The following is a 14,242-nucleotide window of genomic DNA, read 5'->3' as shown; positions in this document are numbered from 1 at the left end:
AGGGATCACCTGTTCAGGGACTGTGCCACGGCGCCCGTAACTGGCTCCATGGGAGGCGGCGTCCGCCGTGGCGGACGCCGATCCGACGACAGGGCTCTCGTGACGAGGTGATCAGCGTTGGCGACCGACCGGTACGGTCACGACTTGTACAACGGCACATCAGAGGCGGCCGCGCACCTGGACCGCGCGGTGGAGGGTCTGCTCTTCTTCCGGCCCGAAGTGGCCGGGGCGGTCGGCGACCTCCTCGAGGCCGCTCCCGCCGCACCGGTCGCGCACGCCTTCGCGGCCTATCTGGGTGTGCTGGGCACGGAGCCGGCCGACGCCGCGGCCGCGCGGCAGCGGTTCGAGACGTTCGCCGCCGGCCTCGACACGGCCGGGCTTCCGATGCGGGAGCGCCTGCACACGGCGGCGGCCGAGAGGCTGCTCGCGGGCGACCTGCGGCGCGCGGCCGCGCTCCTGGAGGAGCTGAGCGTGGCCTGCCCGCGCGACGCCCTCGCGCTCTTCGTGGGTCACCAGCTCGACTTCCTCACCGGCGACGCGCTGCGCCTGCGCGACAGGATCGGCGGCGCCCTGTCCGCCTGGGAGGAGGACGATCCGCACCGGGGCCCGCTCCTCGGCATGTACGCCTTCGGCCTGGAGGAGTGCGGGCACTACGCGCAGGCCCGGGACGCCGGATCGGCCGCGGTCGAGCGCCACCGCCACGACGTGTGGGCCATTCACGCCGTCGCGCACACCTACGAGATGGAGGGCCGCTTCGCCGACGGCATCGCCTTCCTCGACGGGCGCGCCGACGACTGGTCGTCCGGCACCTTCCTGACGGTCCACAACTGGTGGCACTACGCGCTCTTCGCCCTGGAGGCGGGCCGCACCGACACCGCGCTCGGCGTCTACGACGCGACCCTGCACCACGAGGAGTCCCGGGGCCTGGCGATGGAACTCCTCGACGCGGCGGCCATGTTGTGGCGGTTCCACCTGGCCGGATCCGATCAGAGCCGCCGCTGGGAGGCGCTCGCGGACGCCTGGGCCGCGCGGGCCGATCCTCCGTTCTACGCCTTCAACGACGTGCACGCGGTCATGTCCTACGTCGGCGCCGGCCGGGTGGCGCAGGCCCGGCGACTGATCGACGACCGCCGGCGCTGGCTGGCGGAAGCGGACGCGCGCGCCGTCACCAACCACGCGATGACCGCGGACGTGGGCCTGCCGGTGTGCGAGGCGCTGGTCGCCCACGCCACCGGGGACCACGACACCGTCATGGAGCTGCTGTGGCCGCTGCGCCGGCGCCTCCACGAGTTCGGCGGCAGTCACGCCCAGCGCGACGCGCTCCAGAAGACCCTCCTCGAAGCGGCCCTGAGGGCCGGGCGGCACGACGCGGCGCGCGTGCTGATCAGCGAGCGGACCGCGCTGCGTCCGGACAGCCCGTACAACTGGCTGAGCAGGGCTCGCCTGGCGGAATCGCTGGGTGACGCCGCCCGGGCCGCCGTCGCCCGCGACCGGGCGAGCCGCCTGAGCCGGAGCGGAGACCTCGTGCCCGACCGCCGCTAGACGAGCCGGGCACAGCGGCGGACCGGGGCCGGCGAGCCGGCGGGGCGGCGCTCTCGCCGTGCGGCGTCGGGATCGCGCCATGCGCGAACGGAGGCCGCACGCACCTTCCGGGACTCGGGGGACGGCCCTATGCTCCTGCGTCGGATGTCGGGTTACCGCCGGTAAAGGGGTTGGGGCATGGACCGTACGGGCACCTCACGACGCACCTTCGTGGCGGGCGCGGCCGCCGCGACCGGAGCCGCCGCCGTCGGGGAACTCACCCTCGGCGCCGTACCCGCCGTCGCCGCCGAGCCGTCCGCGCCGCCGTCCGTGGCCGTGCTCGGCGGTGGCGTCGCCGGCCTGACCGCCGCCCACGAACTGGCCGAGCGCGGCTTCCGCGTCACCGTCTACGAGCGCCGCGCGCTGGGCGGCAAGGCCCGCTCCATGGACGTACCGGGCAGCGCGCGCGGCAACCGCCGCCCGCTCCCCGCCGAGCACGGCTTCCGCTTCATCCCCGGCATCTACCACAACCTGCCCGACACGATGCGGCGCATCCCCTTCCCCGGGAACCCCCACGGCGTCTGGGACAACCTCGTCGCCCCGGCGGAGATGTCCTTCGCCCGCACCGGCCGCGAGGACCTGCGCATCCCGCTTCCCTGGCCGGGCCACCGGGCGGCCGAGCTCACCCTCGACGAGATAGGCCGCGCCCTGACCGCCCTCCTGGACACCGCCCGCTCCATCCCGCTCCACGAGGCCGCGTACTTCGTCAACCGCTTCCTCGTCTTCCTCACCAGCTGCGCCGAACGGCGCGACGACACCTGGGAGCGGACGCCCTGGTGGGAGTTCCTGCGGGCCGAGCGGATGAGCTACGACTACCAGCGCATCCTGGCCGTGGGACTCACCCGCAACATCGTGGCGACGAAGGCCGAGGAGGCCAGCACCCGTACGGTCGCCACTCTCCTGGAGGCCTTCGTCTTCAACGCCCTGGGCCGCGGCGCCGACGGACCGCTCGACCGGATCCTCAACCTGCCCACCAACGAGGCCTGGATCGATCCCTGGGCGGCCCATCTGACCGGTCTCGGCGTGGAGTTCCGGATCGGCTGGACCCTGCGCGAGCTGGCCTACGACGCCGCCTCCGGGCGGATCGCGGCGGCCCTCGTCGAGGACCCGCAGGGCGTGCGCCGCGCGGTGACCGCCGACCACTACGTCTCCGCGATCCCGGTGGAGCACGCCCGGCGCACCTGGGGCGCGGCGCTGCGGGCGGCGGACCCGCAACTGGCGCGCTGCGACCAGCTGGAGACCGACTGGATGACGGGCATCCAGTTCTATCTGACCGAGCACGCGCCGCTGCTCGCCGGGCACGCCAACTGCATCGACTCGCCCTGGTCCCTGACGGCGATCCAGCAGGCGCGCCACTGGCCGTCCCGCGACTTCGCGGCCGACTACGGCGACGGAACCGTCGTCGACTGCCTCTCGGTCGACATCTCCGAGTGGGACCGGCCCGGCATCCTCTACGGCAAGACCGCCAAGCAGTGCACGCGCACGGAGGTCGCCCGGGAGGTGTGGGCGCAGCTCAAGGCCGCGTTCAACGACACCGGCCGTACGGTCCTGAAGGACGGCGCGCTGCACTCCTGGTTCCTCGACCCGGGCGTCGACGGCCTCGGCACGCCCGACCCGACCAACGAGGACCAGCTCCTCGTCCACCCGGTCGGCACGTTCCACAACCGGCCGCGGGCCGCCACCAGGATCCCCAACCTCTTCCTGGCCGGCGACTACGTGGCCGTCGACATCGACCTGGCCACGATGGAGGGCGCCAACGCCTCCGCCCGCCAGGCCGTCAACGCCCTGCTCGACCGAACCGGCTCGCCTGCCGCGCGCTGCACGGTCCAGCCGCTCTTCCGGGCCCCGGAGCTGGACGGCCTCAAGCGCCAGGACCGGCTGCGCCACCGACTCGGACTGCCCAACGCGCTCGACGTCGGCTGAGGCCGCGACGGGCGGGGGCGGACCGCGGCGGGCGGGGCGGACCGCGGCGGGCGGGGGGCCGGCCGGAGCGGAGGCGGTTCACAAAGATCGCACCTTCTTGCACGATCCTCCCACCGCCGGCCCTTCACCGGTCGCTCCGTGTTCGGATGAGGACCGCGCCCCTCCCGGGCGATCTCGTCGAGAGCAAGGAGAAGGAGTCCGCCATGAGCGACCCGACGCCCCGCCGTCCGCTGCCGCACGCTTTCCACCCGCCGGTGCCCGCGCTGTCGGTCCGCAGCCAGGACCTGACGGACGGCGGGATCCTGCCGGACGCGCACGTGTACGCGAAGGGCAACTCCTCACCGCAGCTGAGCTGGTCGCCGGGACCCGAGGGCACCCGTGGCTACGCCGTGACCTGTTACGACCCGGACGCGCCGACCGGCAGCGGGTTCTGGCACTGGACGGTCTTCGACATCCCGGCCGACGTCACCGAGCTGCCGGCCGGGGCCGGGACCGGAACCTTCGAAGGACTGCCGGCCGGCGCCGTACAGGCCCGGAACGACTACGGCAGCCGGGACTTCGGCGGCGCCGCGCCGCCGGCGGGCGACGGCCCGCACCGCTACGTGTTCACGGTGTACGCCGTCGACCGGGAGCGGCTCGGGCCGGACGCCGACGCGGCGCCCGCGCTCGTCGGATTCCATCTGCGGTTCCACACCCTGGCCCGGGGCCATCTGATCGCCGGCTACGAGGAGACCGGGGCGTAAGGCACCTTGCACGATCCTCCCTCCGACGGGAGTCCTCCGGCGGGAGGCCGATGCCGACCGCATGATGGGATGGGAGCATGTCCCTCGACGAGCTTCGCGCGCTGCTGGAGCGGCACGCACGACCCGACCAGACCACGGCCCTCGACGGCGTCCGGATCTGCCGCGCCGACCCGGACGCCGAGCCGGAGTACGCGATGTCCGGCGTGATGCTCGCGGTCATCGCCCAGGGCGCCAAGCGGCTCGCCCTCGGCAACCGGGTCTACGCGTACGGCGTCGGCCAGTACCTGGTCACCTCGGCCGATCTGCCGGTGACCGGACGCGTCGCGCCGGGCGGGCCGGAGCTCGGTTTCGGGATGACGCTGGAGCCCGCCGTCATCGCGGAGTTGATGCTGCGCGCGGCACCGGGCGACCTGCCGCGGTCGACCGGGTCGCCCAGGACCGCGATCACGGTCAGCGACGCCCCGGCGGAGCTGATCGACGCGATCGTCCGCCTGCTGCGCCTGCTGGACCGTCCGCGCGACCGCCGCGTCATGGTCCCCTTGATCAAGCGTGAGATCCTGTGGCGGCTGATGACGGGCGAGCAGGGCGAGGCGGTGCGGCAACTCGGCCTCGCGGACAGCAGCCTGACCCACGTCACCCGGGCGGTCGACTGGATCCGCGACCACTACGCGGAGGCCTTCCGGGTCGAGGACCTGGCGCGGTCCTCCGGGATGAGCGTCTCCGCCTTCCACCGGAACTTCCAGTCGGTGACGGCGATGAGCCCGATCCAGTTCCAGAAGCAGATCCGGCTGCAGGCGGCGCGCCTGCTGCTGGCCGGCCGCCCGCACGACGTGACCGGCGTCGGCTCCCGGGTGGGCTACGACAGCCCGTCGCAGTTCAGCCGGGAGTACAAGCGCCAGTTCGGCGTGCCGCCGAGCGTCGACGCGGCCCGCCTGCGCGAGCGCACCGCTCCCGTGGCCGCCGCCGCGTCGTAGCGGGAAGTCTCGCCGCCCATGGGACGGCCCGGGGCCCGGTCGCCTCCGCGACCGGGCCCCGGGCCGTGCCGTCAGCGGCCGGCCAGCACACCCAGCAGCCGAGCCACTTCCGCCGCCACCGCGTCCCGCGCCGGGCCGAGGTACTTCCGCGGGTCGGCCAGGTCGGGGGAGGCGTCCAGCCGCTCGCGGACGGTCGTGGTGAAGAGCTTGTTGAGGTGGGTGGAGATGTTGACCTTCGTCATCCCGGCGGCGACCGCCTTGGCGAGGCCGGCGTCGTCGACACCGGAGGAGCCGTGGAGCACCAGCGGCACGTCCAGCGCGGCCCTCAGCCGGGCGATGAGGTCGAAGTCGAGCGCGGCGTCCCGGGTGAGCATGGCGTGTGAACTGCCCACGGCCACGGCCAGGGCGTCGACCGCGGTGGCCGCGACGAACGCGCGGGCCTCGTCGGGATCCGTACGGACGCCCGGCGCGTGGGCACCGTCCTTGCCGCCGACCTCGCCCAGCTCCGCCTCGACCAGGACACCGGCCCGGTGGCACAGGTCGGTCACCTCGCGGGTGGCCGAGACGTTTGCGTCGTACGGCAGCTTCGACGCGTCGAACATGACCGAGGTGAAGCCGAGTTCCACGGCCTCGGTGACGAGTTCCGCGGACTCGGCGTGGTCGAGGTGGACCGCCACCGGGACCGTGGCCGCCCGGGCCAGGGCGAGGGAGGCGAGTGCGGTCGGGGCGAGGGAGCCGTGGTAGCGGGCGGTGTTCTCGCTGATCTGCAGGATGACCGGCAGTCCGGCGCGCTCGGCTCCGGTGACGATGGCCTCGGCGTGCTCGATCTGAACGACGTTGAAGGCTCCGACACCGGTGCCGGCGGCGCGGGCGGGCCCGACGACGGCTTCGGTGGGGGTGAGAGGCATGGGTGTTCTCCGTCAGGCGGTGAGGCGGGGCGGGTGCGGTGGCGTCCGCGGCGTCGTGGGCACGGAGGTGTCAGGCGTGGGTGTCCCCGAGGATGACGGAGCGGGTGAGATTGCGGGGCCGGTCCGGGTCGAAGCCGCGGGCCTCGGCGAGGTGGACGGCGAGGCGCTGGGCCCGTACGAGGTCGGCGAGCGGGTCGAGGGCGTCGTCCCCGTCGCCGGACGCGGCCGCGTACAGACCGCCGACCCGGGCGACGTCGTCGGCCAGGCCGCGCGGCGCGGGGCCGAAGAGCCAGGCGACGCGGCCGGGGCCGGTGATGCTGATGGGGCCGTGGCGGTACTCCATCGCCGGATACGCCTCCGTCCAGGCGCCCGCGGCCTCACGCATCTTCAGACCGGCCTCCAGGGCCAGGCCGTAGGTCCATCCGGTGCCGAGGAAGGTGAACTGCTCGGCCTCGCGGACGGACGGCTCCAGCGGCTCGGCGAGGGCGCGTTCGGCGTCCAGGACCGCCCGCTCCACGGAACGCACGCCCGCCGGCAGGGCGTTCTCGGCTTCGAGGTGCGCGCGCAGCAGGGCCAGGACCGTGGTGGCGAAGCGGGTCTGGACGACGGACTGCTCGTCCGCGAAGTCGAGTACGGCGACCGCGTCGGCGGCCGACATGACCGGGGTGTTCGGATCGGCGGTGACGGCACCGGTGGGAACGGTGCCCTTGAGCTCGGTCAGCAGGTCGACGACCTCGGTGGTCGTGCCGGAGCGCGTGAGGGCGAGGACGCGGTCGTAGGCCCGGCCGTGCGGGAACTCGGAGGCGGCGAACGCGTCGGTCTCGCCGTGGCCGCCCTTCTCGCGCAGCTCCGCGTAGGCCAGGGCCATGAACCAGGACGTGCCGCAGCCGACGACCGCGACGCGTTCCCCTCGTCGGGGGAGGACCTCGGTGAAGAGGGCGACCGACTCGGCCGCGCGCTTCCACGTGCCCGGCTGGGACGCGATCTCGACGGAGGTACGGGAGGTCTCGTAGGTGGTCACGCGATTCCTTGGGCTCGTAGGGGCGCGGGGACTGCTTGACTAGACCAATGCTCCGTCACATGCGTAATTGCTGTCAATAGCTGCTTGAAACTCTCTGATTCCAAGCATGTCTGAGCATGATGTGTCCGTTGAGGAAGGCGTTGCGCGCGCCTCACGTGGGCCGATCACCGCTCGCGCGTCCTGCTCGATGTCCTCGCGCTACGATCAACTTCGCGCACGCGACCGGCGGGCGCCGGGTTGCCTCGGCCGGGTTGCCTCAGGGGTCAGGGAAGGGTGTGGCGCATGTCCAAGCAGGAGCGGTGGAGCAAGCTGCTCGAGTTGCTGGCCGTCGAGGGCAAGCTGGACGTCGAGGAGGCGGCCGCCGCCGTGGCGGTTTCTCCCGCCACCATCCGCAGGGACCTCGACGAACTCGCCCAGCAGCGCCTGCTCGTGCGCACCCGCGGCGGCGCGATCGCCCACGGCGTCTCGTACGAGCTTCCGCTCCGGTACAAGTCCTCGCGCCGCGCCTCCGAGAAGCAGCGGATCGCCGCCGCCGTGGCGGATCTCCTGGTGGTGGGCGACGTCGTCGGTCTCAACGGCGGCACGACCACGACCGAGGTCGCGCGGGCGCTCGCGCTGCGGGCGGGCGGCGGGCCCGCCGAGCCGGGCGAGAGCCAGTCCGGGCCGATGTACACCGTCGTCACCAACGCCCTGAACATCGCCGGTGAGCTGGCGGTCCGGCCGCAGTTCAAGATCGTGGCCACCGGCGGTGTGGCCAGGCCCCAGACCTACGAGCTGGTGGGCCCGCTGACCGTCGGGGTGCTGAACGAGGTGGTGCTCGACGTCGCCGTGCTGGGTGTCGACGGCATCGATCCCCAGCTGGGCGTGATGACCCATCACGAGGACGAGGCGGGCATCAGCCGGCTGTTCGCCGAGCGCGCCCGCAAGGTGATCCTGGTGACGGACTCCACCAAGATGGGCAAGCGCGCCTTCGCGCGGATCTGCGGCCTGGACCAGATCGACGTCGTCGTCACCGACTCCGGGATCGCGCCGGACATCGCCGCCAAGCTCGCCGAGGCGGGCATCGAGGTGGTCACCGTCTGAGCCCTCCGCACCCCGCTCCGCCCTCGGTGGGCGGATCCACCGAGCAGTCCAGCCGCCCTCGTGCCGCGTCACCGCGCACGGGGGCGGTTTCGTCGTCCGCGGCGCCAGGACGGCCGCAGGCGCCCGGAGGGCACGCTCCGACCTGGTGAAACGCGGCCGTGCGGCACCGGCTGCGGCATCTTTCCGCTCGTAGCCCTTGGTGCGGCGGCTGCTCATCGTGTTTACTTTGGCCACGGCAGATGCTCGTTACTGAGCGAAAACCTGGCACACCATCCAGGTTGATGCATGCTCCGAGCGTCCTCGCCGTTCCTGGTTCGACCGGCTGCACGCGCCTCGCCAGCCGGCACACACAAAGGCGGTACTGACGATGAACAAGCGGTTGTTCGTGGCGGCCTGCACCATCGGTGTGCTCACGCTCACGGCGTGCGGCGGTGGCCAGGGAGACGGCGGCTCGGCGAACGGCGAGGTGACGCTCAAGCTCGTCGCCGCCGACTACGGCGACAAGGCGTCGAACAGCTCGACGCTCTACTGGAAGGACGTCGCCCAGCGGTTCACCGCCGCCCACCCGAAGATCAAGGTCGACGTCCAGGTGATCAACTGGAACGACATCGACTCCCAGGTCAAGACGATGATCCAGAGCGGCAACGTGCCCGACGTCCTCCAGACCGGCGGCTACGCCGACAAGGTCGCCGACGACCTGCTGTACCGCGCGGACGAGGTCCTGTCGGAGCGGACCCGGGCCAATCTCATCGACAGCTTCGCCCAGGCCGGCGAGGTGGACGGCACGCAGTACGGCATCCCGTTCGTCTCCTCTGCCCGCGCCTTCTTCTACAACAAGCAGGTCTTCGCCAAGGCCGGCATCACCGAGGCCCCCAAGAGCTGGGACGAGCTCAAGGCGGCCGCGGAGAAGATCAAGGCCAAGGTCCCCGGCGTCACGCCGTACGCGCTGCCGCTCGGCCCGGAGGAGGCCCAGGGCGAGTCGCTCATCTGGGAGCTCGGCAACGGCGGCGGCTACACGAACCCGAACGGCGCCTACACGCTCGACGGCAAGGCCAACGTCGAGGCGTTCTCCTGGCTCAAATCGAACCTCGTCGAGCCGGGCCTGACCTACGCCAACCCCGCCACCACCGACCGCAAGACCGCGTTCGCCGACTTCGCCGCCGGCAAGACCGCCATGCTCAACGGTCACCCGTCCCTCATCCAGATGTCCAAGGACGGCAAGGTCGACTACGGCGTCGCGCCCATCCCCGGCAGGACCGGCGCACTGAGGTCCACCCTCGGCGTCGCCGACTGGACGATGGCCTTCAAGGACGGCGGCCACAAGGAGGAGGTCCGCGCGTTCCTCGACTTCGCGTACTCCAAGGAGAACACGCTGAAGTTCGACGAGACGTACAACCTGATGCCCGTCACCGAGGACACCCTCCAGGAGATGACGACCAACGGCCGGCACAAGGACCTGGAGCCGTTCTTCGCCCTGCTGCCCCACGCGGTCTTCTACCCGCTGGGCGACACCACCTGGGACGCCGTCTCCGCCGAGATCAAGAAGAGCGGCGGCACGGCCGTCGACGACCCGGCGAAGGTGCTGGGCGAGCTGCAGAAGAAGGCCGAGGCCGCGGTGGCGGACCAGTAGGCACCCGCCCCACGCCACGTCACGGAAGGCCCCGTCGTGTCCCGTTCACCCGCCGCCCGCCCCGCCCGCAAGGGCCGGGGCGGCCTGGCCCGCCTCGGCCCGCTGCCCTGGATCGGCCCCGCCGTCCTGCTCATCGTCCTGGTCGTCCTCTGGCCCGTCTACGAGATGGTCCGCACGTCCTTCCTGAAGATCAGCAGCAGCGGCTTCGTCCGCGGTTCGGCCGGCTTCGACAAGTACGCCCAGATGCTCGACGAGCCCTCACTGCCCTCGGTGGTCCTCTCCACCGTGGTGTGGACGCTCGTCGTGGTCACCGCCACCATGGTCGTCTCCCTGGCCCTGGCGCAGCTGTTCAACCAGCGGTTCCCCGGCCGCCGCCTCACCCGGTGGGCACTGATCGCGCCCTGGGCCGCCTCCGTGGTCATGACCGCCATCGGCTTCAAGTGGATGCTCGACCAGACCGCCGGCGTGCTCAACACCCTGATGACGGACCTCGGCCTCGTCGACGGCCCCGAGGACTGGCTCGGCGACCCGTCCACCGCCTGGCCCTGGATGATGTTCGTCGCCGTCTTCGTCTCGCTGCCCTTCACCACCTACACCCTGCTCGCCGGCCTCCAGACCATCCCCGCCGAGATCTACGAGGCCGCCAGGGTCGACGGCACCACCACCTGGCAGACGTACCTGCGCATCACCCTGCCGCTGCTGCGCCCCGCCCTGCTCGTCGGCATGGTCATCAACCTGATCAACGTCTTCAACTCGTTCCCCGTCATCTGGAGCATGACCCGCGGCGGCCCCGACAGCGACACCGCCACCACCACCGTGTTCATGTACCAGCTCAAGAACTCCGACATCGGCCAGTCCGCGGCGATGTCCGTCGCCAACTTCGTCCTCGTCGTGGCCATGGTCGCGCTCTTCCTCAAGGCCGCCCGCTGGAACCAGGAGGAGAACTGATGGCCCAGCAGACCCTTGCCCCCCGCCCCGCCCGGGCCCCGACCGGAGCGCCCGCCACCAGCCGGCCCTCCCGCGTCCGGCGCTCCCGGACACCGGGCCCGCGCACCCTGCTGATCGCGGCGGTCGCCTGGCTGCTGGCCGCGCTGTTCCTGCTGCCGTACGCGGAGATGGTCGTCACCGCCCTGCGGCCGGCGAACGAACTGCGGGACGCCACCTACCTCCCGAGCACGTTCGAGTGGGCGAACTTCGTCGACGTGTGGCGCGAGTCCCGGCTCGGCGACAACCTGCGCGTCACGCTGCTGGTGGCCGGCGGATCCACCCTGCTCGTCCTGCTGGTCGCCGTCCCCGCCGCGTACTACACCGCGCGCATGCGGTTCCGCGGGCGCAGGCTCTTCCTGCTGCTGGTGCTCGTCACCCAGATGCTCCAGCCGACGTCCCTGCTGGTCGGCCTCTACCGCGAGTTCTACCAGCTGGACATGCTCAACTCCGTGTGGACCCTGATCCTCTGCAACGCGGCCTTCAACCTGGCCTTCGCGATCTGGATCCTCACCGCCTACTTCTCCGCCATCCCGGAGGCCCTCGAGGAAGCGGCCATGATCGACGGACTCGGCCGCGCAGGGGCGCTCCTGCGCATCACCCTGCCGCTCGCGATGCCCGGCGTTGTGACCGCGATGATCTTCACCTTCATCGCCGCGTGGAACGAGTTCGTCATGGGCCTCACCCTCTCCACCGAACCGGAGAGCCAGCCCCTGACGGTCGGCATCAACAGCTTCATCGGCAACTACACCGTCCAGTGGAACTACCTCTTCGCCGGTTCGGTCGTCGCCATCGTGCCGGTGGTCGTCCTCTTCGCGCTCATCGAGCGCAAGGTCGTCTCCGGACTGACCGCGGGATCGGTCAAGTAGGTCCGTCTCGCAGCACTCGAACGACCGAAAGCCGCCGCACCTGCCCGAACCGGGGCAGGTGCGGCGGTCGTCCGTGCCCGCCGTGCCTCCGTGCCTCCGCCACCGCGCTCCCGCGCGACGGACGTCAGCCCGGGCGCGGACCGGAGGCGTCGTCGTCCGCGTCCACGCCGGTGAAGGCCGAGTCGTCCTTCGTTCCGCTGGGACGCCCGGACCGGCCCCTGCGGCCGGTGTCGCGCATGCCCTTGTCCGAGGAACGGCCGCGCTTCTCGCCGCTGGTCGTGTCGCTGTGGACGGTGTCGCCGGGCACCTCGCGCTCCTCCTCCGCGGCGGGCTTGCGGCCCTTGCCGGGCGGAGGCGCGTGCTTCTCGGCGTGGAAGGAACGCGCGGCGCTCGGATTGTCCTGCTGTCGCGTCTCGTCCACATCGGGTGACCAGCCGTGCTGCCCGGCCATGCCGTCGCGGCTCGGCTCGCCGCGCGAGCGCCTGGAGGACTTCGGATTCTCGGCCATGAGCCGACCTGCCTGTCCGTGCGAGGCGTATGCGTCCGGATGCGCACGCATACCTGGAGCCTCCATTTTCCCACGGGACGCGGGGCACGTCTCCCGGGACGAGGTCGCGCCCAGGCCGTCAGCCCGCCAATCGGTCGGACGGGCGCACTTCGAACGGGTGAGGCACGGGCGCCGCCATCCCGCCGCCCGGCTCCGGCTGCCCGATGATCGCAGGCGGTCGACGGACCGCGGTGCACGGGGCCGCACCGTCCGCCGAGACCCGGAAAGGCCGCCCATGCGCATCCTGCTCGTCGCCAGCAGCTTCAACAGTCTCACCCAGCGCGTCCTCGTCGAGCTGCGCGACCGCGGGCACACCGTGCCCGTGGAGGTCACCCCCGACGGCGACGCCGTGCGCGAGGCCGTGACGCGCCACGCGCCCGACCTGGTCGTGGCGCCCCTGCTGAAGGCCGTCGTGCCCCGCGACGTGTGGACCGCGCACCGGTGCCTGATCGTGCATCCGGGGCCGGTGGGCGACCGAGGCCCGTCCTCGCTGGACCACGCGATCCTCGACGGCGTCGAGGAGTGGGGCGTCACGGTCCTCCAGGCCGACGAGGAGATGGACGCCGGCGACGTCTGGGCGTCCGCGGCCTTCCCCGTCCCGAAGGTCGGCAAGAGCGACCTGTACCGCAACGAGCTGTCCGACGCCGCCGTCGCCGCCGTGCTCCGGGCCGTCGAGAAGGTCGCTGCCGGAGCGGCGCCACGTCCGCAGACCGGCCGGATCCGCGCCCGTCCCGCCCTGCGCCAGGAGGAGCGCCGGATCTCGTGGGACGAGGACACCACCGAGACCGTGCTGCGCACCCTGCGGGCGGCCGACTCGCAGCCCGGCGTCCCGGACCGGCTGCTCGGCGCCGAGTGGTTCCTGCACGGCGGCCACCCGGAGGACACCCTGCGCGGCCGGCCCGGCGACCTGATCGCCACCCGGGCGGGAGCCGTCTGCCGAGCCACCGTGGACGGCGCGGTGTGGATCCCCGAGCTGCGCGCCCGCACCGGCCCCGGCAGGCCGCGGGCCTGCAAACTGCCCGCCACGCTGGCCCTCGGGGGCCGTGCGGCGGACCTCCCCGAAGTGCCGGCGCCCGCCGAGCCCGCGCCGGGCCGGCGCACCTGGAGCGACATCACGTACCGCGAGCAGGGACCGGTCGGCGTCCTGTCCTTCGCGTTCCCCGGCGGGGCGATGAGCACCGGGCAGTGCCGCCGTCTGCTGGACGCGTACGAGGCCGCGCGCCGGCGCCCCACCTCCGTCCTGGTGCTCGGCGGGCAGCGCGACTTCTTCTCCAACGGCATCCACCTGAACGTCATCGAGGCCTCCGCCGACCCGGCCGCCGAGTCCTGGGCCAACATCAACGCGATGAACGACCTGGTCGAGGCGGTCCTCACCACGACCGACCGGATCGTGGTGAGCGCGGTCGGCGGCAACGCCGCCGCCGGCGGGGTGATGCTCGCGCTCGCCGCCGACGAGGTCTGGTGCCGGGCGGGCTCGGTGCTCAACCCGCACTACCGGCTCATGGGCCTGTACGGCTCGGAGTACTGGACCCGCACCCTGCCCGGCAAGGTGGGCGAGGCCCTGGCCGCGCGCCTGACCGAGGAGGCCCGGCCGGTGTCCGCGGCGGCCTCGCTCGACATGGGTCTGGTCGACCGGGTGGTCGACTGCGGACCCGGCGAGTTCGGCGCCGAGATCACCCGCTTGGCCCTCCACCTCGCGTCCCGTGGCGGTCTGCCGTCACGGATCGCGGCGAAGAAGGCGGAACACGAGCGCCGGGAGGCCGTCGCGCCCCTCGCCGCCCACCGTGAACAGGAGCTCTCCCGCATGCGGGCGATCTTCGACGATCCCGCCGCGAGCTACCACGCCCTGCGCCGGGCCTTCGTCCGGAAGGAACTCCCCGGCCACCCGCCCGGCACGGCCCGGGTGCGGACCCGGGCGGATCGGCCGACTGTTGTCCAAGACCCAGGCCTGACATGAGGCCTTCGCCCCATCCCTCCTC

The 14,242-nt window shown here is 72.5% G+C and carries 12 protein-coding genes; 9 read left to right on the top strand and 3 right to left on the bottom strand.

The features are described from left to right. Positions 1-117 precede the first annotated feature (117 nt). The 4 genes from ACIGO8_RS30105 (at position 118) to ACIGO8_RS30090 (ending at position 5,221) form a co-directional block, all read left to right on the top strand. Entirely contained in the window at positions 118-1,542 is a 1,425-nt protein-coding gene (locus tag ACIGO8_RS30105) for a tetratricopeptide repeat protein (RefSeq protein WP_399737226.1), read from the top strand. 177 nt (positions 1,543-1,719) lie between these two features. After that, the gene (locus ACIGO8_RS30100; protein ID WP_399737224.1) at positions 1,720-3,504 is read left to right on the top strand and encodes an FAD-dependent oxidoreductase; all 1,785 of its coding nucleotides are present in this window, start codon (positions 1,720-1,722) and stop codon (positions 3,502-3,504) included. A gap of 203 nt (positions 3,505-3,707) precedes the next feature. Next, entirely contained in the window at positions 3,708-4,247 is a 540-nt protein-coding gene (locus ACIGO8_RS30095) for a YbhB/YbcL family Raf kinase inhibitor-like protein (RefSeq protein ID WP_399737437.1), read from the top strand. A 77-nt stretch (positions 4,248-4,324) separates the two neighbouring features. Then, positions 4,325-5,221, top strand: a complete 897-nt coding sequence (locus ACIGO8_RS30090; protein ID WP_399737222.1) for an AraC family transcriptional regulator N-terminal domain-containing protein — start codon at positions 4,325-4,327, stop codon at positions 5,219-5,221. A gap of 71 nt (positions 5,222-5,292) precedes the next feature. Here ACIGO8_RS30090 and ACIGO8_RS30085 read toward each other — a convergent pair whose 3' ends face one another. Together ACIGO8_RS30085 and ACIGO8_RS30080 are read right to left on the bottom strand one after the other, a co-directional pair. Continuing rightward, positions 5,293-6,129, bottom strand: a complete 837-nt coding sequence (locus tag ACIGO8_RS30085) for a ketose-bisphosphate aldolase (RefSeq protein ID WP_399737220.1) — start codon at positions 6,127-6,129, stop codon at positions 5,293-5,295. Positions 6,130-6,199: 70 nt separating this feature from the next. Then, a complete protein-coding gene (locus ACIGO8_RS30080) occupies positions 6,200-7,150 on the bottom strand; it encodes an SIS domain-containing protein (RefSeq protein ID WP_399737218.1) in 951 nt (316 codons plus the stop codon). Between the two features lie 282 nt (positions 7,151-7,432). Here ACIGO8_RS30080 and ACIGO8_RS30075 point away from each other — a divergent pair, with 282 nt between their 5' ends. The 4 genes from ACIGO8_RS30075 (at position 7,433) to ACIGO8_RS30060 (ending at position 11,716) form a co-directional block, all read left to right on the top strand. Next, complete coding sequence (locus ACIGO8_RS30075) at positions 7,433-8,233, top strand: DeoR/GlpR family DNA-binding transcription regulator (RefSeq protein WP_399737216.1); 801 nt, start codon at positions 7,433-7,435, stop codon at positions 8,231-8,233. 367 nt (positions 8,234-8,600) lie between these two features. Continuing rightward, positions 8,601-9,863: an extracellular solute-binding protein gene (locus ACIGO8_RS30070; RefSeq protein WP_399737214.1), complete on the top strand. Its 1,263-nt coding sequence runs from the start codon at positions 8,601-8,603 to the stop codon at positions 9,861-9,863. 36 nt (positions 9,864-9,899) lie between these two features. Then, positions 9,900-10,811: a carbohydrate ABC transporter permease gene (locus ACIGO8_RS30065; protein ID WP_399737212.1), complete on the top strand. Its 912-nt coding sequence runs from the start codon at positions 9,900-9,902 to the stop codon at positions 10,809-10,811. Beyond that, on the top strand, positions 10,811-11,716 hold the full coding sequence (locus ACIGO8_RS30060) for a carbohydrate ABC transporter permease (protein WP_399737210.1): 906 nt from the start codon (positions 10,811-10,813) through the stop codon (positions 11,714-11,716). Before ACIGO8_RS30065 ends, ACIGO8_RS30060 begins: the two co-directional genes overlap by 1 nt. Positions 11,717-11,840: 124 nt before the next feature. Here the strand turns inward: ACIGO8_RS30060 and ACIGO8_RS30055 are convergent, their stop codons facing one another. Next, complete coding sequence (locus ACIGO8_RS30055; RefSeq protein ID WP_399737208.1) at positions 11,841-12,224, bottom strand: hypothetical protein; 384 nt, start codon at positions 12,222-12,224, stop codon at positions 11,841-11,843. 274 nt (positions 12,225-12,498) lie between these two features. Between ACIGO8_RS30055 and ACIGO8_RS30050 the strand changes: the two genes are divergently transcribed. Beyond that, positions 12,499-14,220 (top strand): hydrogenase maturation protein, encoded by a 1,722-nt coding sequence (locus ACIGO8_RS30050; RefSeq protein WP_399737206.1) that lies wholly within the window; start codon positions 12,499-12,501, stop codon positions 14,218-14,220. The last annotated feature ends 22 nt before the right edge of the window (positions 14,221-14,242 follow it).

The sequence above is a fragment of the Streptomyces sp. NPDC053493 genome (assembly GCF_044544825.1).
Lineage (GTDB): Bacteria > Actinomycetota > Actinomycetes > Streptomycetales > Streptomycetaceae > Streptomyces.
The sequence above is the reverse complement of the archived record's forward strand: the minus strand, read 5'-3'. Positions and strand labels throughout refer to the sequence as shown.

What these genes read in the sequence shown, in the direction of transcription:
- ACIGO8_RS30095 (WP_399737437.1), top strand. Translation starts at nt 3,708, where the DNA reads ATGAGCGACCCGACGCCCCGCCGTCCGCTGCCGCACGCTTTCCACCCG.
- ACIGO8_RS30075 (WP_399737216.1), top strand. Translation starts at nt 7,433, where the DNA reads ATGTCCAAGCAGGAGCGGTGGAGCAAGCTGCTCGAGTTGCTGGCCGTC.
- ACIGO8_RS30085 (WP_399737220.1), bottom strand. Translation starts at nt 6,129, where the DNA reads ATGCCTCTCACCCCCACCGAAGCCGTCGTCGGGCCCGCCCGCGCCGCC.
- ACIGO8_RS30100 (WP_399737224.1), top strand. Translation starts at nt 1,720, where the DNA reads ATGGACCGTACGGGCACCTCACGACGCACCTTCGTGGCGGGCGCGGCC.
- ACIGO8_RS30070 (WP_399737214.1), top strand. Translation starts at nt 8,601, where the DNA reads ATGAACAAGCGGTTGTTCGTGGCGGCCTGCACCATCGGTGTGCTCACG.
- ACIGO8_RS30090 (WP_399737222.1), top strand. Translation starts at nt 4,325, where the DNA reads ATGTCCCTCGACGAGCTTCGCGCGCTGCTGGAGCGGCACGCACGACCC.
- ACIGO8_RS30050 (WP_399737206.1), top strand. Translation starts at nt 12,499, where the DNA reads ATGCGCATCCTGCTCGTCGCCAGCAGCTTCAACAGTCTCACCCAGCGC.
- ACIGO8_RS30055 (WP_399737208.1), bottom strand. Translation starts at nt 12,224, where the DNA reads ATGGCCGAGAATCCGAAGTCCTCCAGGCGCTCGCGCGGCGAGCCGAGC.
- ACIGO8_RS30060 (WP_399737210.1), top strand. Translation starts at nt 10,811, where the DNA reads ATGGCCCAGCAGACCCTTGCCCCCCGCCCCGCCCGGGCCCCGACCGGA.